Here is a 19902-nt window from a genome sequence, read left to right as displayed (position 1 = left end):
CCTGACGCATCTCTGCGGTTGTCTGGGCTAGGGGCTGCTGGTCGAAGGTCCTGTTTTGGTCGAGAAGGCAATGACCGCTGCTGGCGCATGGCGGCGATCTAGTCTCCCGGTCTCGCGCCCCAGCCAGTCTGCGTTCCTAACCTCAGCCGGGTTCGATTTCCCGGTGGTTTCAGTGTTGACTATCGGGAGCCTGATCGACGGATCCAATCTGCGGGATTTCAGGGACGAGTCGCGGAGGGCGACGAGCGTTCGGCCAGTCAACTGCTTGTTCTGTTGCCGCCACCAGTAGGCGAACGGGGGCGTCGATGAGCTCGAGGTGGACGACTGATCGGGTGTCCTCCTCCCGGCAGGGCGAAACTCCATTTCGGCGTCGAGGCGTCGCCTTAAATCACATAGTCGAAATCCTTCTGCATCGCCGGCGTGACCCGGCCCAGGCCGAGAAACGCCTACTGGTCGTCGTTGCCTCGGCAAGCGCCGCTGAGTTCAGCCAGCCCAACAGCGCGCTGGGTTTTCGAGTTGGGGGCGAGGGCGATTCGGCGACGCTTGGGGGCTCTCGAGGATTGCTTCGAACCCCGGATATCCGCAGGGCCTCGTTGTGGCCAGAGCGGTGTCAGCATCCGCAAGGAAGCGGGCGGCAGGCGGCGCGCGTGCATCCGTGCGGCTTTTTTCGGCGTCCGCCACCCAGAAGGCTCCGTCGGGTTCGGAGTAAATGCGGTATCCAGCGGCCGAAACCCGACTGCCGTTCGTTGATTTGCCTGCAACCTGCCGGGAGCGATGATGCGGTGGGCCGGGGCCGGGGCCGGGGCCAGGAACAGACACGCACGGCAGGCTTCAAGAACCTATTGGGACGCTAGCTGATGTCCGGTCATGCACGTTCATGAGGCCGTAGCTGGTATGGGAGACACATAACGCGCGCGATTGTATATCGCCTCCACTCTGCGATGACCTCGCCGATGCGCCGTCATCACACGACGATGGATTCCATTAAGGTGCGGGCCAGATGCGCGACGCCGGGAGCGACGCCGCTGTAATAGGACGACGGCAGGATGTTAACCACGGGCGACCTCGCCGCAGCCTGAGCGAGGCTTGAAGGTCTCCGAGGCGGGTACACGATGGGCCGTCCAGCGTCGGCTGATTTCATCGATCGTTCGATTGATCACCCGATCGTCAAAAGATCTGTCCCGGGTTGGCGACATGCCGACGGCGATCTGAAGAGGATTCAGACCGATGTTCGCTGCGGTGAAGCCGCCCGTGCCAGATTCGCTCTCTGCGCCGAAATAGATCGTCTCCCCGGGGAGGGCGCTCAAATCCCCGATGTGTTCGATTTCCTGCATATCGCGCTCAAAGCGGTCACTGCCGTCTTTAAAGACCAGATGACTGGTCGTCGCCACGGTCTGCATGAAGGCATAAAATCCCTCTTCCTGCTCGTGCCCGATCAGACAGACCTCAACTTGGTAAACGTGTGTCGTTGTCGCACAGCCCCCAAGCGTGAGTATCATAAGGATAATGGCGTAGTAGCGTTTCCGCACAAATCCTCCTGAGACACAGCGCTGCGCCTTCAGTCTCGTCCAGCCTCGCGACGGAGCGTGGCGAGCCGGTTGCGACAGGCCGCTTCGACGAGATCGCGCAGGCGATGGGCGCCGTCCATGAGCCAGGCCAGGTCTTCGGCGCTGAGGTCGTACTGGTCAGAGTAGCGAGCCTCGACATAGGCGCGCTTCAGCATCTCGAACCGGCGGCGGTCGGCGCGATGCTCACGCGGCCAGGCGGCGATCAGCGCCTTGTCCAGGGTTTCGGCCTGGGAGCGGAGGAACTTGATATTGTGAGAGCGCGGGAAATAGAAGGCGTGGACGAGGAGGAAGCACGCATAGGCGCGCTCGACCGCCTGGTGAAGGAGGAAGGCCGCGTCTTTGATGTTGCCGCGATTGGCAGCATACGTGGCGACGTCTAAGGCGCCCTCAATCTTAGCCGACCACTCTGTGAAGTACTTCTCCCCCATCTCGCTCGCCTCGTGCGGCGTCAGCGGCTTTGGCGTGGCGAAGGGATGGCCGGGCAGGGCATAGAGTTCCACGCCGTCCTTGATGACGCCCGTCCAGAAATATTGGCCCTGGGTCAGGCCCGAGTTCACCTCGGCCATAGTGTGGACGATGACGTTGACGATCCGGCCGATGGCCGGGTCGCGCTCGATCTTGTCCTCGGCGACGTACCAGTAGTTGGCGATCTCGGTCAGCTTCTCGTGGCTGACGATGACCAGGATATCGAAATCGGACAGATAACCGGTCTCGGGCGCATCGACCCAATCGTCGCGCGAATACGAACCGAACAGGATGATCTTCAGGATCTTGCCGTCGCGACGCCACGATTGGGTCGGGCCGCCGCCGGCATGGATCGCGCGGTCGAACTCTTCCAGCAGGATCGACCGGATTCGGATCAGTTCGCGCTGCTGACGCTCAGGCAGATGATCGAGGGCGTCCTTCATGACTTCGACTCTAGCACGGCTGGTTTGCATGACCACATTCGGGCGTGGGCGCCGTCGGGGGGCGACTGAACCTTAGCCGTGGAAGGGTTAGGCGTCCGCCCGAAAAGTGAGAAATCATGACTGTTGGCATGGCCGCCGCCCTTGGCGCAGAGCGCTTGGACACGACGACGGCGATCCGGACGGACGCGGCAACCTACGACATGAGGGCGTCGTCGGAAACCGCCCCTTGTCAGCAGCAGGGATTTGGACGAGCATTGTGATGCGTTCGTTTGGACGCCGAGGCGTGAGAACCTCGATTGAACTGTTCGACCTACACTCTCCGGTGCTCGGCGTGGCGGGCGCGTATGTCCAGGCTCCAACGGGGCTAAAGGCGCTCGCGCGTGCCTCAATCACGTTCTCAACACCCGGCATCGGCCGGGCCCGCCTCTTTGCGAAAGGAGGCGGGCCCGTGTCGGATCAAAGCAGACGGATGGAAGGCGAAGGCGGCGCCGAACTGTCCATTCTCTATCGCGAGAACGAGCGGTGGCTGGCCCGATCGCTCAAGCGCCGCTTCGGCGATCAGGACATTGAGGATTTGGCTCAGGAAACCTGGCTGCGCCTGGCTTCGGCGGTCTCGCGCGCGGACATCCGTCACCCGAAAGCCTTCCTGCTGCGGATAGCGACCAATTTGGCGTCGACGCGGCGACGGCGCCGCGAACTGGCGTTGAGGGCGGAGGCCGGGGCGGCGGTCCGCGACTGCATCGAGGCCGACCAAACCGACCGGGTCATGCTGGCCCAGATCGTGCTCGGCTTGCCAGAATCTCTTCGGGATGTCTTTTTACTGTCGCGTATCGACGGTCTGACAAACGCCCAGATCGCGGATAGGCTGGGCATATCTCCCAAGACCGTCGAATGGCGCATGACCCGGGCCCTGGCCCACTGCGCCGCCCAACTCCGGCGCTAGAATGAGGCGCGACATGACCAACCCGAACAGGGTTGAGAAGGCGGAAGAGGAAGCGGTTGCGTGGCATGCCCGCTTCGGCGCGACCTCCATCGACTCCAGCGCAATCGAAGAGTTTTTCGAATGGCGGTCCAAGCCCGGCAACGCCGACGCCTATCGCCGGGTCGATCGCGTCTGGCGCGAGAGCCAGGACTTGGGCTCCGATCCGGCGATCGCGGAGGCGCTCGACGGCGCGCGTCATCGCGCCCGCCGCAGCGGCTTGGGCAGACGGTCCGTCCTGATCGGGGGGCTGGCGGGCGCGACCGCCTTGCTCCTCATCGCAGGAGCGTGGCTGTGGAGCGGACGGGGCGCGTTTGCGACCGATGTCGGCGAGCAGCGCGTGATCCGGCTCGCCGACGGCTCCAAGGTCAATCTGGACACCGATTCCCGCATCCGGGTGCGGTTCACGAACGGGGAGCGGCGGATCGATCTCGATCATGGCCAGGCGCTCTTTGATGTGGCGCCGGCGCCCGAGCGGCCCTTCGTCGTCTATGCGGGGGATGCGCGCGTCACCGCCGTGGGCACGGTGTTCGACGTCCGCAGGGCAGGGGAGGCGGTCAGCGTCACCCTCGTCTCGGGGGTGATCGACGTCGCGGCGCCGGAGATGGCGACCGGCGAGCGCCGCATGAAGGCGGGCCAGCAGACCAGGGTCTCGGGCAGAGCGATCTCAACTAGGGCGGTGGATGTCGCCGCCGAGACAAGCTGGACCTCTGGACGCCTTATCTTCTCCGACATCCCGTTGGAGCAGGCCGTCTCCGAGATGAACCGCTATCTGACCGATAAGATCGAGCTTGATGATCCGGGCATCCGGACCGTGGCGATCAACGGCGTGTTTCTGGTCGGAGACCGCGACGCCTTCGTCTCCGCCGCCTCGGATGGTTTGGGTCTCAAGCCCGTTCCCAGGGCGGACGGATCCGTCGGATTGGTCCGCCGCGGAAATTAATTGGGTTTCGGCTCCGGGGTAGGCCGGGGTCTCGTTGGTCTCTTTCTTCGACGCCAGAGGGGGCGTTGGAGGAAACCTGTCTATGAGCCGTTCGAGTCTTCTATCCGGCGTCGCCGCGGTCGCCTGCATCTTCGCCACCGCCCCCGCCTGCGCCCAATCCGCACGCGATTTCGACATAGCCGCAGGACCGATGCGCGACGCCCTGACGGCCTTCGGCGCCCAGTCCGACCAGCAGATATTCTTCTCGTCGGATCTTGTCGCGGGTCGGCGCTCGCCCGGCGTCAGCGGACGGATGGAACCCGAAGCGGCTCTGAGCCGCCTGCTGCTCGACAGCGGCCTGACCTGGTCCCAGAGGCGGCCCGGCGTCTTCGTGGTGCAGAGGGCGGCTCCAGCGACAACCGACGAAGTCACCGTCCTGGACGAGGTGGTGGTGACGGGCACCCTGCTGCGTTCTTCCGGCGAACTGGCGTCGCCGGTGCAGATCATGGACCGGGATGAGCTCGACAGCCGCGGGCGGGGCACCGTCGCGGAAGCGCTTACGGACCTGCCGCAGAACTACGCCGGCAGCGGAACGCCCGGCGCGCTGTTGACCGGCGCGGATCGCGGCGGCTCGAACGGGGTGGTCGCGACGGGAATCAATCTGCGAGGTCTGGGCGCCGACGCCACGCTCGTCCTGGTCAACGGCCGTCGGTTGGCCGGCACGGGGTTCAGGGGCGAATTCGCCGATGTTTCGGCGCTGCCCTCCGCCGCTGTAGAGCGCGTGGACATCCTTCTCGACGGCGCATCGGCTCTTTATGGCTCGGACGCTGTCGGCGGCGTGGTGAACATCATCATGCGGCGGTCCTTCGACGGTCAGGAAAGCGCGGTGCGGCTGTCCGCCGCCCAGGGCGGCATGGAAACCGTCCAGGCCTCGCATATCGCCGGAGGTTCCTGGTCGAGCGGCAGCGCCTTGCTATCGTATGAGTACCAGCAACAGAACGCCGTCAACTCGCGCGACCGGCCCTATACGCTCGACGGGGACCTTCGTCCCTTCGGCGGGTCGGATTGGCGGTCGCTTTTCAGTGCGCCCGGCAACATCGTCGCATACGACGCAGCGAGCGCGAGCTACGTCTCGCAATTCGCGATCCGTCCCGGGCCGTCGAGCTCGGCGATCGCGCCGACCGACTTTGCGGCAGGCGAAACAAACCTGCAGTCGAACTCTCTGGGGGTGGACCTCATTCCGCAAGTGGAAAGGCACAGCGCCTATGGGCGAATCCGGCAGTCCGCCGGCGAACGCTTGGATCTTTCGGCCGACGTGCGCTTCAGCCGCCGCGCCTATGAGTTCGCCAATGTTCCCGGCGCCAGCGTCTTCACGGTGACGCGCGCCAACCCCTTCTTCGTTTCCCCGACGGGCGCGGATTCCCACCTTCTCGCCTATTCCTTCTCGGGCGACCTGGGCCCGTCGCGGCAGGTGGGATCGTCTCGTAGTCTCGGGCTCACTGCGGGCGCCGTGTTCGACCTCGGTTCAGGCTGGTCACTCGATGGGTACCTGGCGCATGCCGAAGAACGCGGCGAAGCGGCCATCCGAGGACAGATCAACACCCAGTTCCTTCAAGAAGCGCTTGGGAACACGCCGGACGATCCGGAAACCGACTATTCGACCTCGGTCGACGGCTTCTTCAATCCGTTCGGCGGGGGCGCCGCGAACGCCCCTCGCGTCCTGGATTTCATCAGCGAGGGCTATTCCAGCAATCTGGACCGCAGCGCGGCCAGTTCCGTCAATCTGCTGCTGAGCGGAACGCCGCTGACCCTGCCCGGCGGCGCGCTTGATATCGCCGTGGGCGCCCAGTTGCGAAGCGAGCGCTTCAAGACACAGTCGACGACGTTCCTGTCGACCCTCGAGCCCGTCGCACGTTTCACGCCGGGTCACGACCGTCTGATCTCCGCCGTCTTCGGCGAGGCGCGCATTCCCTTGATCGGACCCGACAACGCACGGCCGGGCGTTCGGGCGCTTGAAGTGTCGATCGCCGGACGCATCGAGGACTACGAAGACTTTGGGCGCACGTCGAACCCCAAGGTCGGCGCGATCTGGTCGCCCATGCCTGATCTGACGCTGAGGGGGTCGTGGGGAACATCCTTCCGCGCCCCGGGCCTCACCCAGCTGAACGACGCCTCCAGCGCCGGCGCCTCGCTCGTTCCACGACCTGATGGAACACGTATGCTTTCCATCTATCTGTCGGGCGGCAATCCCGATCTGACCCCTGAAACCGCTGAAACCTGGACCCTGGGCTTCAACTACAATCCCCCCAGCGGCCTGGTGTTGAGCGCGAGTTACTTCGATACGCGGTTCGACAATCAGATCGCCCGGCCGACAACCGGAAATCTGGCCAACGTCCTCATCGATCCCGCCTTGTCGCCCTTTGTTCGACGGGTGGATCCGGCCAACGACGCTGCCGATCTGGCTCTTGTTCGCAGCTACACCACCGCGCCGGGCTTCGGCGCCGGCAGCCTGTTCCCGCCGACCACCTATGGGGCGATTATCGACGGTCGATGGATCAACACGGTATCGGTGGCGGTCCGCGGCCTTGATCTTCAGGCCGCCTATCCCTTGCGTTTCGGCGGCCATACCCTGCGATGGGATGCGTCGGCGTCATGGCTTCTGGACTATGACAGTCGGATGACCTCCGCTTCGCCTGTTCAGAGCTTGCTCGATCAGGTCGGCTACCCCGTTTCCCTGAGAAGCCGGGCGGGCTTTGCCTGGTCGCGGGGCGATTGGATCTTGAACGCTCACTGGGTCCACGTTTCGGATTACGCCGATCAGGACGGCCGGCGGATCGACGCCTGGAACACCGCAGATGTCAGACTGACCTGGAAGCCGGTCAACGGCGCACTCGACGGTCTTCGCGCGTCGCTTGGAATTCAGAACGTCTTTGACGCCGATCCGCCCTTCCATGATGGTCGAACGGGTTACGGCTTCGACGCTGGACAGGCCAACCTGTTCGGCCGGGTCGTCTCGCTGCAGTTGACCCAGCGCTGGTGATGTGGAGCCGCTCGGCGGGCTTCGTCCGGTGGATCCGGGCGGGGTGGGCGTTCGCGTTAGCGAGCGCTCTGCCGATTACGACGACGATCGCCCAGGAACGCTCGCTGACGATCGACGATGTCCTGGGCATGGAATCCTTCGGCGACGTCTCGCTTTCTCCGGATGGTCATTGGCTCGTCTATGAGCGCAGACGCGCCTTTGCCAGCGCCCCGCGTTTCGATCGAGGCCATCGGTCCGTATGGGCCGCGACGGATTTGTTCTTCCTCGATCTTCACCGCGCAGACGAACCCATGCGGTTGATCCATACCACCCAGGAAGAAGGCTTGGTGCTGGGGCCTTGGTCGCCTTCCGGCGCTTGGCTTCTCGTCTATCGGGTCGACGCACATCGCATGGAAGCCGGCGTCCTTAACGTGAAAACCCGCACCGTCCGCTGGACCGGCCTGACCCCTGACATGCCGCTTACCGGCAGCGGGGCGGAATGGCGAGACGACAACCGGCTGCTCCTGACCACCCGTCCTGTCGGCGCCATGCCCTGGATGCTCGAGCGCGACGGCGCCAGTCAGGCTTCAACTCGACGGCTATGGCGCGACGCCGCCGAGGGCAGGGTTTCTTCCGCCACGCGCATCGACACCTTTGGCGGAATTGCCGCCACGACGAAGGAAAAGCCGCCCCAGCGGCTTATGGAGATCGACGCACTCTCTGGCGAGATTCGCCAGGTGGCTGAGGCGTCCATCCTTGATATGTCTGCGGCCCCAGACGGAAAAACGATTGCGCTGCTGGTTTCGGGGGAGGGGATCCCCATCGGTACGGGACCCGTGCGGGCTTATGAGATGAAACACCGGACGCGTCTGCGTCTGCTGGACGCGGCGTCTGGTTCGGTTATCGCCGCCCCGACCCAAGACATCGCCCTGCATCTTCTGAGGTGGACGAGCCGTTCTGACGCGATCCTGGTGTGGGGGCGGGCGGACGGCGCTGCATGGGACCAAGGCGGCCTGCTGCGTGTCGACCGCGACGGATCGATGTCCGGCTTCATGTCGGACGGGCTGTCGCCTATGGCCGCAGGCGAGGCGATCGACGAACTCAGGGGCGTCCAGGCGGACTGGCTGGGCGAAGCGCCCGTGCTTCGCGCGCGCCGGAACGCCCGATTCGATTGGTTCTTGCTCTCCCCTGACGCCCCGGCCATAGCTTTGACGTCGAGTGTCCCCGGGGGGGTCGGCGATCTGGCGGCGGTAGGGGAGGGCCAGCTGCTGATCTTCGCCTCAGGCGCCCTATGGCGGGTCAATGAGGGCGGGGCGGAACGATTGACGCCGCAGGGCGGCCAGGTCTCCAACGCGACTTCCGTCAGTGGAATGCAGGCGCTGCGATTGCGGCTGAATGCGGCGCCGAGGCGCGACTGGGCCCTGGCCCGCGCGGGCTCTGAACATGTGGATGTGCTGGGGACCGAAGGCTTGCGGCGCAGCTTCCAGATCGAGCCGCTGTCAGAGGGCTCGATGATTGCGGCGGCGTCGCAGGACGCGATCGTTCGTCTTCTTCGGCATCAGGGTTCGGAGGCGCTTTGGTTGAGCCGCGAGCGAGAAGAGCGGCGGATCGACGAGGCGAACCCGGAGTTCGCAACCCTAGCTTTCCCTCGAGCCGTCGCCGTGGCTCATCTGGACCGCCTTGGCCGCCCTGCGCAAAGCTGGCTCACCCTGCCGAAGGGCGATGCGCGGCGCAGTCCACGCGGTCTGATCGTGTCGATCTATCCAGGATCTTCAGACAGCGGCGCGTACATCGACCCGCGAGTATTGCTGTACGGCGTTCGACCCGCCTTCCTGGCGGAGCAGGGCTACGCCGTTCTTTCCCCCGCAATCCCAGTCGAGTCCGGCGAAGCTTTGGTTCCTGACCAGTTGCTGAAGAGCGTGGAGCTGGCCGTAGACGCAGCCCTGACCGCCCACCCGACCTTGCCGTCGGACCGCGTCGCGATCCTTGGCCACAGCTTCGGGGGGACGGCGGCGTTGACGCTCGCCTCGTCAACTCGCAGATTCAGATCCTATATCGCCTGGTCGGCGGGGACCGACTTCGCCGGGAAATGGGGCGAGTTCGATCCCATTGCACGGATCCGTCCCGAGGAAGGCCTTAGCCTCCAGGCGCAGATGGGCTGGGTCGAGACCGGTCAGGGGCAAACGAAAGCGACGCCCTGGGAGGCCCCGGAGAGATTCGCGGCCCTCAGTCCCTATTCGACGGCGTGGCGAATTCAAGATCCCGTGCTGTTGATCTCGGCCGACCGGGATTTCGTTCCGCTCTCGCAGTCCGAGCGCATCTTCACGACCCTGCACCGCACCGGCGTTCGGTCCCGGATGATCACCTATTGGGGGGAGGGGCATTTCAACTGGAGCCCGGCGAATATCCGCGACCTCTACCAACAGATCGTCGACTGGTTGAACGAGACCTTGGCGTCACCTGACGGCCAATCGTGCTTCCCACGTCCGAACCCACGCCTCGATGACGACGGCTGTCATGATCTCGCCGACGCGCCCTCGCCAGATCAAGCTGTCCTCGGTAAGCAGAGCCTCGACCGTCTCCCGAACGATCAGGCCTTCGCTGGCGAGCCGACCGTCCAGAAGCCAGGGCCTTATCACGTTGAGGCTCATGGCGAGGCGTCGTCCATAGTAGGCTGTCATTTCTCCCTTGGACCTGCGCTCGGCGATTTCGGGAGTCAGCCGATCGCGAAATGTCTCTCGGGCCAAGGCCCGGTCCCGGCACCCTAGCGTAAGTTGTTCCGCGCTGAGCGCGAGGCAGGTCTCGACGACAGGCTGAGCCAGAAGCGGATGGACGAGTTCGACTGTCTGGGACTGAAGCGAGGGACCGCTGAACGTGACCCCGTTGATGACGCCGGCGATTTGATACCGCTTCGCGGGGCCGAGATCCGAGGCGGCGTCCAGCCACGGGTGGATAGACGGCGTAACGTCGCCAGAGGCAAAGGAGACGGAGCGGCCGAGCCGCGGCCTGTCGGGACCGTCGAGCCGTGCGGCGGCGATGAGGGACCAAACCGAGCATCCATTCCATCGCGCCAAGTTGGGTAAAGAGGAGGAAAGCGCGGCGCGCCAGCCGCGTCGCCGCCAAATGTCGCAGAATACGTCAGCGCCCGCGCCTTGAATGAAGACGGCGTCGCCTCCCTTGCCCGTCAGAAGGACGTTTGAGCCGCCCTGTTTCAAGACCCGCGCCCATATCGCATCATTGGGAGCGTCCATACTGTTGAATCCGGGGCGAAGACCTGGCGTGAGGCCCAAAAGCATGCGCTCCGTCAGCGGGCCGGGCGCCCGAGGGAGCGTCGTCAGGGCAACGCCGAGTTTGGCCGCCATGGCGTGGGCGTAGGCTCTCTCATCTCCGCCCGGCTCTTCGCCGAAAGCGTGGAGCCACGCGCCGGCGTCGCGCCCGCTTGCGCGCAGACTTGAACCCACTATGGCGGAGTCGAGGCCTCCGGATAGCTCGGCCGCGAGTCGGCCGTCGCACGCCAGCGCATGGACGGCCTCGTCCACGGCGTTCCTGAGCGCCGCGCTTGCGGCTTTGTCCGGGATGACGTCCTCATCGCTCGCACGCGCAAAGATGTCCGGACGCCAAGACGAGACCGGAGGAACGGACGAGGGAAACGGCTGCACGGCGCCAGGGGGCAGAACCGTGGGACCATCGATCATCGTTTCCCACCAAGCGCCCAACGGGTCCTGAAGCGCGCGCCCCACCCGATCGAATGCAATTCGCCAATCCGGCTGGGTCAGGCTGACAAGCCACTCGGGCAGATCCGAAGAGACGACGACGAGATCGCGCCACTCCCAGGCGATGCACTCCAAGGCGCCGGAAGGGTCGCGAAGAAGCCCCGCGATCCGCCCGTTTGGCTCCACGCGGAGTCCGACATAACGGCCCCAGAAGCGTCGCATGATCGATTGCTCGCAGGCGTGATCGTCGGGCCCCGTGATGAAGCGGGAAAGCGGGCCCTGACGACGGTCGAAAACGTCTCCGATCAACGTCCAGAGGCCAGCCTTAACGACGCGAGGGGGCCTCGGCCCTCCACACGCCAGCCACCCGGACCGGCCCATGGGCCTATGCGGTAAACCATGCGCCTGGGCGGCCTGAAGGAGCATCATCGCCTGCGCTCGCGCTCGCGGCGTCGTCCCCCCGGTGACGCATAGATAGTCCATGTCACACCGTCAGGATGGGGCTGAAGCCGCGCACGCGATCGAGGTCGTCGGCAAGGAGGACATCGTCGATCTGCAGCCAGCAATGGGCGAGGAACGGCCATGTCCGTACGCCGAACACCCAATCCGCAACGATGCCCTCCCGCGCTAACAGCCGTCGCAAAGCGAAGCTGCGCTTCAAGCACTGCCCAGGAGAGGGAACCCAAGGCAAGGTGCTATAAAAGGCTGCGATGACCTCGGCGACCCGCGAGGATGCGGGCTGGTCGCGGCGAAGCGGTTCGCTGCGAATGAGCCTATCCAGGGGGCTGACCTCAAATCGCCGGCCAGCGGCTAGAATGAGGACCGCGGTCTGTACCGCCGAACCGAAAGGGGCGTGAGGCTCAGGTTGGAGCGCGCGCACAGGCGGTGGGGCGCGGCGCCGCCGCGTCGCCGGTCGATCAGGCGCGATCAAGCCGGTCGCGAGCAATTCGGCCTGGTAATCGGGATGCGCAGCCACAGCATCGGGAGCGTGATCTACGGGGCGCAGTATCTCGGCCCCGCCGACGAGGCAGCTATAGGCATCCGAAGCTACCTTCAGAACGACCACATCGTTTCCGCGCCAAGCCAAGTGAACATCTTGCGCGAGCCACATGGTGTCTGTCGTTTTGTCGACCATGACAAAAGAGCGGGCGGCCGTTGTCGGCCGCCCGTCTCCATCAACCCATCGGCACTCGGCTCGGCTGCAAAGTGAACTCGATGTAATCGCCATCGATATCCTGCAGGGTCAGAGCCTTGGCGCTGCCGAAGCTGACGAGGCGCAGTTTGAGCTTGGTCATTTCAGTCACTCCCTGGTTGATCGCTAAAGACGTAGCCCAGAGAGTAAGCGCCCTAGACGTCGGTACTCAAAACTATATTTGTCGTATATTTCATCGCCCGGGTTGGGGACGTGCGAGCGTAAGTTCCGCGACGCCCTTCTCGAGCCAACGCGCCGCCATCTCCTGACGCTCGTTTTCCGCCAGCAGATCATCATACATGGCGCACACGGCCAAAATGACGGCGCGACCGTCCAGCTTCGCGATCCCATCGCCCAGAAGGCCGTTGAGGCGCTTGCCGCCGATGGTCAAGGCCGTGACCAGCTTGTTGTCGGCGCTGCGCCAGGCCAGCTCAGGCGAGCCGATGGCGACCGCCATGATGACGGCGTGGGGATCGCTGCGCGTGGCCGCCGCAAAGCGATGGATGTAGTCGATATTGAGCCGGCTCCCGCCCGCCTCGAAACGCTCATAGGTGCGAAGCGGCATGTGCATCGCCTTTGCCACGGCGCGGGCAGTCATGCCGCGGTGGCGACGCACCAGCTTGAGGGCTCGGGACAGCACGTCGTTGTCGCGCTGGGGCTGCCTGCGCATGGAATCCATGGCTGCCTTCCTTTTGCTGACGATCACTGGCCCTCACCGTAACGACGTTCTTCGTCGGGTCCAAAAAAAGCGACCCGTCGATAACGGGCGGTGAGGCCGACGATGTCCGGCGGGTTCGCATCGGACGAGCTTGCAACGTGTTGGCGAACAAGCTTCGCCGCGCGTTATCGCGGCGCTTCTGTGGTTGGAGGGCGCCATGGCCAAGAAGCGGGATCCCTTCCTAAGGGCGTTGGATGTGATCCGGACCAACATGCTGAAGGGCGTTTATCCGCCTGCGCAGCCAATCGTGATCGCGGACGAAGCGCGCCGGTTGGGTCTGTCAACGACACCGATCCGTGAGGCGCTTTCCTGCCTTTGCGGAGAGGGTCTGGTCGAGCGAGGGCCGTGCGGCGGGTTCGTTGCGCCGCGCTTTGACGCAGGCGCCCTGCGCGATCGCTACGAATTTCGTCTGACGTGCCTGCTGGCGGCGCTCGATCTCACTGCTGACCTTCCAGGATATCGGCGGCGCTCGCGAACGGAGGCCACGGCGGCGCCGGATCTCCAGAGGATTTTCGAGGATGTCGTGCGGCGCTCGGGAAATGCTGTGCTTCTTGCCGCCTATCAGCGTGTCGGTGTGCAGTTGCGGCAGGTCCTGGAGGCCGAGCGAATCGTCTTCATCGACGTCGATATCGAGGCGGATCGCATAAAAGTCTTGGCGGATGAAGGCGCGCCCCAAGCGTTCTGCGAAGCACTGCGAACCCATCACCATCGCCGTATTCGGGCGGCGCCCCATATCGCGGCGGAAATCGCCCGGCGCGGCGCTGCGTCAGCCCACGGCTTAGACGAGGTTCCCTTGGCTTCGCCAACAGGGGAGCCGTGCTGAATTTGAGCGGCGCCGCGCGCGGCCGACTGGCGGGGGATCATCCCAACTGACTTTCAAGCGGCGGCCGCAAGGAGGGGGCATGCGCGAAGCGGGGAGCGATGGTTATCGCCCGGAATGGAGCGATCGAGAGGGTTATGACCGGATGGTCGCGCTCGACCTGGCCGGGTGGGCTTGGGAAGCGCTCCGGCGTCGACCTGATGACGCCGGTCGTATCCTGCCGGTGAAGGCGAACCGACAGCTCGGGCGCTTCCCGACGATCCGGCTCGTCGAGACCCCGGCCGTGGATGAACGGGGGGTCTGGGGATGGCGATTTCCTCGGGGCGCGGTCCCCGCTCGTCTTCTGGCGCGCCGACCTCCACCCCGCGGTTCTTCCCGTCCGGGCAGCGCCTGTGGCCGACGCCGACCCCGACGCTTTTCGACTTGATCGTCTGCCCTGTCGTGCGGTTATCCGACGCCTTGGCGACGGGCGCGAACAGATCATCATCGGCGGCGGGACGCATTCGATCCGCCTCGAGGTGCGGGCCGGCACCCTGCTCGAAGGACCTGTCCGGCTGACCTATGATCTCGCCGGCTTCGCCGATATCGACATCCGCCTTCAGGCGCTCGGCCAGTTCGTCGCCCTGCATCGCCTAAACCGACTGCCGTCCGGCCTCTTTCGTACCGAGCCGCGGGCGAGGCGGTGGGCGATGGCCTTGCAGGCCTGGGACGGCGGGCGAGCCGGCGCGAGCCAGCGCGAGATCGCTGTCGCCCTGTTCGGCGGGGCGCGCGTCGCCGCGGATTGGGCGGCGGGCGACCACATGCGCAAACGGGTGGCGCGGCTCGTCAGAACAGGCGACCGGCTCGTCGCTGGCGCCGGACCCGGAATGCTTCGGCGCGAGACCTCCTGATCGACTATTGCGAGAACATGGTTACATTGTGGAGGCGGCCTGAGATATGGACCTCGTTGCTGAGCGTGCGCGTGATCGTATCGGCTCATCGAGCGCGCGCAGCACTTCGTCTAGGCGCGAGGGCAAGGCGATCTCGCATACTTTCTTCCGGTCTCCGTTCGATCCGATCAGCGAGAAGGAGACCGAGCGGCCCTAGATTCGATAGCGGCGCGCGACGCCGGCGCAGGCCGGCTCCCACCAGACCGAGGCCTCGCCGCCGCTGATCGCGAACCCTACAGGCTCGTCGAGAGAGCGTCCGTCGATCGCGGCCACGCGCCATTCGCCTGCACGTTTGTACGGCCTGCGCCCGCAAAGGGGAGGGCGGCGACAGCGGAAGCTGTGGCGATCACGGCGAACGAAAGTTATTCGTTCTTATTGCAAGCCGTGGTCGCCGCGCCCCAGCTGCGGATCGCCGACCTGCCCGTCTTCAAGGTGGTTGGTTTTGAAGCCGACCAACCGGCCGTCATCCTGGGCCGCGACGTATTCGCCGGCCGACGTTTCGTGATCGATCATCTCGGTGGCCGTGTCCTAATCGCCGATCCGGTTGCGGCAGGAATGGGAGACGCGAAATGACCTTGTCGCATTGGTTCCTGATCGGCTGCGCTTTGGCCGCGCCCTTGATCGAGGTCGCCCGGTTGGGGCGCAGACCGAGGCTATGCCGAGCGACTGCTGGGCACCGCAATCGCCAATGGCGCCTTCATCCCGTTCGCTTGGCCGCCGCCAGCAGCGGATCGAACAATTGCTGCCAGAGGCGACGGCGGTCGATCGGAATGTCTGCGCGGAGCCCCATTCCCGGCTGCAGCGCGCGGCGTTCGCCATAGGCGGTGACATAGTCCCGGCTGAGCGAGACGCGGACCTCGTAGACGGGCGCGGTCTGTTCGATCAGGAACGCCGCGTCGCCCGGTCTCGTTACGGTTCTGGCGATCTCGACGATCCGCCCTTCGACAAATCCAAATCGCTGGAAAGGGAAGGCCTCGACCTGAAGGCGAGCGACCTGGCCGACCTCTAGGAAACCCGCAGCGCGCGTCGGCACCAACAACCGCGCTTCCAGGGGAGAGCCTTCGGGCGCGATGGAGAGGAGGGGAACTTCGCCGGACGGCAGTATGCCGACTCGGGCCTGTACGGCCGAGATCGTGCCCGCGACCGGAGCCCTGAGGACATGGCCGCGCGCCACTTCAAGTTCGGCGCGACGTTGCGCCAGGCTGGATCGGTCCCGAGCGATCGCGGCGAGGTCCTCGGCCTCCCTTGCAGGAATAGCGGCCATCTGACCTTGAAGATCAGCCGCGGCGCGGTCGATCTCCGACAAACGGCTGTCGATGTCGGCTACGGCCAGGCGTTCCGCCAGAACGGTGCGGCGCCGGGCGTCGACCTGGGCGCGGGGGGCATAGCCTTGAGCCTGGAGTTGTGAAAGTCGTGCGGCGTCGGCTTCGGACAGCGCGAGCGCTTCAACCTGGACGCGGCGCTGGCTTTCCAGGATCGCTCGGCTTCTGCGGTGAGCGGCGATCTGATCGGCGAGTCGTCGCCGGTCGTCCGCATACCCCTGGGCCACAGCCGCGCGGCGACTTTCGAGCGATGCTTCCTGGTGTCCGGTTTCGGCCAGCTGGACATCGAGCATGGGGCCCTGGCCGATGCTGGCGATATCCGAGGTGAACTCGATCAGGGGCGCGCCCTCGGCGACCGCCTGGCCGTCGCGGACCAGTACGCGAGCGATCCGGCCCGACTGGACGGTGCGCACCTGCACGACGCCGGCCTCGGGGATGAGAAAGCCGGGAACCGTCTCCTTTCGGGTGTATCGGCCGAAAATGAGGGTCGCCGCCAGCACCGCGCAGAGCAGGGTCAGGACGACCGTCCAGATCGTGAGGGACGGGGGTTGGGCCAGACGGACTTCGCCCCAGAGCCTCAGGCGTTTGGCTTCAATCGCTTCGTTGCGAAACAGGCTCATTGGTCGGCCATCAGGCTGGCGGCGACTTGCGCGCGCGCGCGGTTCGCGTCGGTGACCTCCGTGATCGCGCCCTTGTCGACCAGAAAGACGCGATCGGCGCCCCGAACCGCCGCGTCCCGGTGCGCCACCATGACGCGCGTGATCTTGAGGTCCGCCAACGTGGCCATCACCTGTCGTTCAAGCTCGGGATCGAGGTTGGCCGTGCCCTCGTCCATGAAAAGAATGGCGGGGTCCTTATAGAGCGCGCGCGCCAGCAGGAGGCGCTGTTTCTGGCCGCCGGAGAGAATCGAGCCCATGTCCCCGATCAGGCTGTGATAGCCCATGGGCGTCCGCATGACGTCGTCATGGACATGGGCCAGGCGGCAAACCCGTTCGACCTTCTCCATATCGATATGGGCGTCGAAGAAGCCGACGTTGTCGGCGATGGTGCCGGACAGCAGTTGGTCGTCCTGCATGACGACGCCCAGCCGGTCGCGAACAGCGCGTAGTCCCAAGGCGCGCATGGGATGGCCATCGACCAGCACGTCCCCTTCGGTCGGTTCGTAGATGCCGATCAATAGCTTGAGAAGGGTCGATTTGCCGCCGCCCGACGGGCCGACGAAGGCGACTGCTTCACCGGGGCGTATCGAGAAAGCCGCGCCATCGAGCACCCAGGGGTCGTACTGGCCATAGCGAAACCGCAGGCAACGCACTTCCAGGCCGCCCAAAAGCGGCTTGGAGAGCTGTGCAGGACCGTCGAGCCCACGCTCCGCTTCCGCGTGAACGATATCGGAGAGGCGTTCGAGGTGAAGCCCCAGCATACGGAAGGTGAAAAAGGCGCCGATCAGGCTGCTGACCCGGCTGGAAAACTGTCCAGCGTAACTCTGGAAGGCGAAGAACATGCCCAGGGTCATGTGACCGTCGAGCACCTGAAGGGCGCCGAAGTAGAGCATGGCGAGGCCGTGGAGGGTCTGCCAGATGCCCAGACCCGATCCACCCCACAGGCCGAAGGCGCCTTGCCTGAAGGCGACGTTCTGTTGTTCTGCGACGGCGTTCTGCCATAGGCCGTGGCGCTCGGCCTCGCGACCTCCGATCTTGATCGCGCGGGCGGCGCGGAGGGTCTCCAAAAAGACGCTGTCGGTCCTGGCCGAGAGGTTCAACTGCTCGTCGGCGAAACGGCGCACGGTCGGAAAAGCCGCCATCCTGACCAGGAAGATCACGACGAGATTGATGAGAGCGAGACCGGCGAGGATCGGCGAGTAGAGGACCATGACGATCGCAACCGGCAGGACCATCACGGCGTCCAGCACCACGCCGACCAGGCCGCCGGTCAAAAAGGACTGTGCAGGTCCAAGAGATCCGAACCGCGAGAGGACGTCGCCCACATGGCGACGCTCGAAAAAGTCCGTGGGCAGCCGAAGAAGATGCTTGAGCAAATTGCCGGACAACTGGATCGACAGGCGCTGCCCGGCGTGGAGTTGAATGAAGCCGCGCAGGGTCTCCACCGCGGTCGAGACCAGGGCCAGAGCGCCGAACCCGACGACGATGGCCACCAGAAGGTCGCGGTCGGCGCGGCCGATGACGTCGTCGATCACGAGCTGGCTGGCAAGCGGCGAGATGAGGCCGATGGCCTGGAGCAGCAGCGTCAGGAGGAAGACCTGCAACAGGAACGGTTTGAAGCCGGACAAGCGGCTCCACAGATCTCCCAGTCGGACCTTGTCGACACGCGATTTCTTCTCGAAGTCCGGAGACGGCGTCAGTTCGAGGGCGACGCCGGTGAAGTGTTTCGACACCTCGTCCAGCGGCAGCTTGCGTTCTCCGCGCGCGGGATCGGCGATCCAGGCATGTCGCTTGTCGACCCGGCGCAGAACGACGAAGTGATCGAGACTCCAGTGCAGGACGGCCGGCGTCTCGAGCAGTGCGAGCTCGTCCAGCTCGCACCGGACCGGCCGTGCCGTAAATCCCAGGGCGTCAGCGATCGATACGAGGCTCTTCAGACTGCTTCCGCCCAGCGAAATCGGAAAGCGGCGACGCAGGACCGGCAGCGTTTCCCTGCGACCATGAGCGGCCGCCACCATCGCGAGGCAGGCCAGGCCGCATTCGGCCGCCTCGGATTGCAGGACAAGTGTTTTACCGAACGGATGCTGCAACGCCGTCCCTTCTGCACTGAACCGGTGAGAACCGCTTGCGCCCCATTGCGAGGGTCATTGAAGGCCCGACGGCGCGCCATGTCGAGGACCCGCGTTATTTTTTCTATTGTGACCGTTCGCCGCTCTCTGAGCGCGAGCATTGATCGCCGCCTCGATCCATTTGATCGGCTGCGTCCAGGTCGAGCGACGGCGCTTGCTCCTCGGATTTGCGCGGAAAGAAGCGGCGCTCGTATTCCCACCACAGGGTTCCTGTCGGTACGTCCGGACGACCGAACCGGGTTCCCATTGCTCGTCGCGCCACCTTCCAGACGACGAAGGCGATCACGCCCAGAACCACGAGGGCTGATAGTTCACGCACCACATTCAGGGCGTTCATCCGGCCATCCCCGATCCCGCGCCGTGTGTTTCGTCGCATATCGGCAGGCTTGGAAGACCGTCGATGCCGATGAGGCCCTCACCGCCATAAACGAGAGGCACGGCTTCGGGGGCGAACGTCTCCGCGATCGGACCTGCCTCAGCTGCGCTTCTGGGCCAGTAGCCATCGACGGCGGTGGGACGGACCCTGTTCAACAGGTCTGCCGACGGCACATGCGTCCGCAAACGCGTCATTGCGAAGAGGCGCTGGTCCGGAGTTTGTCCGATGCAAACCGGTTCGGTGCGGACAAAAGCATCGGTCAGCAGGGCGATGGGCAGCCCGCGCGCGATAAAGAAGGCGCGTTGCCGTTCCGCGCGGCGCTGCGTTTCTGCGGTGGCCGTCAGTCCCGCCGCTTCGGCCGCGCTCACGAGGGCGAAATCGGTGTGATGAAGGAGCACGACCGACCGATCCTTCACGGATACGGCAGGCGCTGGAAGAAAAAGAAAGTGAGCGCAGGCTGACGCGCAAATATCGACGACGTCCAGACGGAGGTTTCGGGCGGTCATCTGTTCCGAGAGTCTGATCGCATCGACACCTGAGCCGCCCGGACTAGAAACCCGGATCGACCTGGTGTCGTCGTCGATCAGGGCGATCGCCCTGTCGACCGCATCGGGCGTCAACTGCCCGCAAACCTCGATCGTCCCGCCG

At 65.0% G+C, this 19902-nt stretch carries 15 protein-coding genes and 2 pseudogenes; 8 read left to right on the top strand and 9 right to left on the bottom strand.

The genetic code is table 11. The features are described 5' to 3' along the window. Nucleotides 1–1049 precede the first annotated feature (1049 nt). Nucleotides 1050–1529, bottom strand: coding sequence for a hypothetical protein (locus tag B2Y21_RS11085; RefSeq protein WP_292059757.1), 480 nt, complete (start codon nucleotides 1527–1529; stop codon nucleotides 1050–1052). Nucleotides 1530–1558: 29 nt separating this feature from the next. Beyond that, a complete protein-coding gene (locus B2Y21_RS11080) occupies nucleotides 1559–2476 on the bottom strand; it encodes a HEPN domain-containing protein (protein ID WP_292059755.1) in 918 nt (305 codons plus the stop codon). Nucleotides 2477–2759: 283 nt separating this feature from the next. Between B2Y21_RS11080 and B2Y21_RS11075 the strand changes: the two genes are divergently transcribed. From B2Y21_RS11075 to B2Y21_RS11060, 5 genes and pseudogenes are all read left to right on the top strand, one after another. Next, nucleotides 2760–3419: an RNA polymerase sigma factor gene (locus B2Y21_RS11075; protein ID WP_292059753.1), complete on the top strand. Its 660-nt coding sequence runs from the start codon at nucleotides 2760–2762 to the stop codon at nucleotides 3417–3419. Between the two features lie 13 nt (nucleotides 3420–3432). Further along, nucleotides 3433–4398, top strand: a complete 966-nt coding sequence (locus B2Y21_RS11070; protein WP_292059751.1) for a FecR family protein — start codon at nucleotides 3433–3435, stop codon at nucleotides 4396–4398. Between the two features lie 82 nt (nucleotides 4399–4480). Then, a pseudogene (locus B2Y21_RS15945) lies at nucleotides 4481–4768 on the top strand (STN domain-containing protein); the annotation flags it as partial. Nucleotides 4769–4828: 60 nt separating this feature from the next. Beyond that, nucleotides 4829–7417, top strand: coding sequence for a TonB-dependent receptor plug domain-containing protein (locus B2Y21_RS11065; protein WP_292059749.1), 2589 nt, complete (start codon nucleotides 4829–4831; stop codon nucleotides 7415–7417). Beyond that, a pseudogene (locus tag B2Y21_RS11060) lies at nucleotides 7417–9840 on the top strand (prolyl oligopeptidase family serine peptidase); the annotation flags it as partial. The gene B2Y21_RS11065 and the pseudogene B2Y21_RS11060, both read left to right, overlap by 1 nt. 12 nt (nucleotides 9841–9852) lie before the next feature. On the opposite strand, the gene B2Y21_RS15940 reads toward B2Y21_RS11060, so the two are convergent. From B2Y21_RS15940 to B2Y21_RS11050, 3 genes are all read right to left on the bottom strand, one after another. Then, nucleotides 9853–11091 (bottom strand): asparagine synthase-related protein, encoded by a 1239-nt coding sequence (locus B2Y21_RS15940; RefSeq protein ID WP_414632854.1) that lies wholly within the window; start codon nucleotides 11089–11091, stop codon nucleotides 9853–9855. A 502-nt stretch (nucleotides 11092–11593) separates the two neighbouring features. Continuing rightward, the gene (locus B2Y21_RS11055) at nucleotides 11594–12244 is read right to left on the bottom strand and encodes a lasso peptide biosynthesis B2 protein (RefSeq protein WP_200165155.1); all 651 of its coding nucleotides are present in this window, start codon (nucleotides 12242–12244) and stop codon (nucleotides 11594–11596) included. Nucleotides 12245–12494: 250 nt separating this feature from the next. Then, a complete protein-coding gene (locus tag B2Y21_RS11050; protein WP_200165154.1) occupies nucleotides 12495–12980 on the bottom strand; it encodes a helix-turn-helix domain-containing protein in 486 nt (161 codons plus the stop codon). Between the two features lie 196 nt (nucleotides 12981–13176). On the opposite strand from B2Y21_RS11050, the gene B2Y21_RS11045 reads away from it, so the two are divergent. The 3 genes from B2Y21_RS11045 to B2Y21_RS11035 all read left to right on the top strand — a co-directional run bounded on the left by B2Y21_RS11045 (nucleotide 13177) and on the right by B2Y21_RS11035 (nucleotide 15341). After that, complete coding sequence (locus B2Y21_RS11045; RefSeq protein WP_292059744.1) at nucleotides 13177–13842, top strand: GntR family transcriptional regulator; 666 nt, start codon at nucleotides 13177–13179, stop codon at nucleotides 13840–13842. Between the two features lie 389 nt (nucleotides 13843–14231). After that, entirely contained in the window at nucleotides 14232–14729 is a 498-nt protein-coding gene (locus tag B2Y21_RS11040) for a DUF2285 domain-containing protein (protein WP_200165152.1), read from the top strand. A 378-nt stretch (nucleotides 14730–15107) separates the two neighbouring features. After that, nucleotides 15108–15341 (top strand): hypothetical protein, encoded by a 234-nt coding sequence (locus B2Y21_RS11035; protein WP_292059742.1) that lies wholly within the window; start codon nucleotides 15108–15110, stop codon nucleotides 15339–15341. Nucleotides 15342–15465: 124 nt separating this feature from the next. On the opposite strand, the gene B2Y21_RS11030 is transcribed toward B2Y21_RS11035, so the two are convergent. The 4 genes from B2Y21_RS11030 to B2Y21_RS11015 all read right to left on the bottom strand — a co-directional run bounded on the left by B2Y21_RS11030 (nucleotide 15466) and on the right by B2Y21_RS11015 (nucleotide 19874). Beyond that, nucleotides 15466–16710 (bottom strand): HlyD family secretion protein, encoded by a 1245-nt coding sequence (locus B2Y21_RS11030; RefSeq protein WP_292059740.1) that lies wholly within the window; start codon nucleotides 16708–16710, stop codon nucleotides 15466–15468. Continuing rightward, complete coding sequence (locus B2Y21_RS11025; RefSeq protein WP_292059738.1) at nucleotides 16707–18839, bottom strand: peptidase domain-containing ABC transporter; 2133 nt, start codon at nucleotides 18837–18839, stop codon at nucleotides 16707–16709. Before B2Y21_RS11025 ends, B2Y21_RS11030 begins: the two co-directional genes overlap by 4 nt. Before the next feature lie 103 nt (nucleotides 18840–18942). Beyond that, the gene (locus B2Y21_RS11020) at nucleotides 18943–19215 is read right to left on the bottom strand and encodes a hypothetical protein (RefSeq protein WP_234288052.1); all 273 of its coding nucleotides are present in this window, start codon (nucleotides 19213–19215) and stop codon (nucleotides 18943–18945) included. After that, entirely contained in the window at nucleotides 19212–19874 is a 663-nt protein-coding gene (locus B2Y21_RS11015; RefSeq protein WP_292059736.1) for a hypothetical protein, read from the bottom strand. The genes B2Y21_RS11020 and B2Y21_RS11015 overlap by 4 nt, the downstream gene beginning before the upstream one ends. Nucleotides 19875–19902: the final 28 nt, after the last annotated feature.

This window comes from Brevundimonas sp. UBA5936 (genome assembly GCA_002430835.1).
In the GTDB taxonomy this organism is placed as follows: domain Bacteria; phylum Pseudomonadota; class Alphaproteobacteria; order Caulobacterales; family Caulobacteraceae; genus Brevundimonas.
The sequence above is the reverse complement of the archived record's forward strand: the minus strand, read 5'-3'. Positions and strand labels throughout refer to the sequence as shown.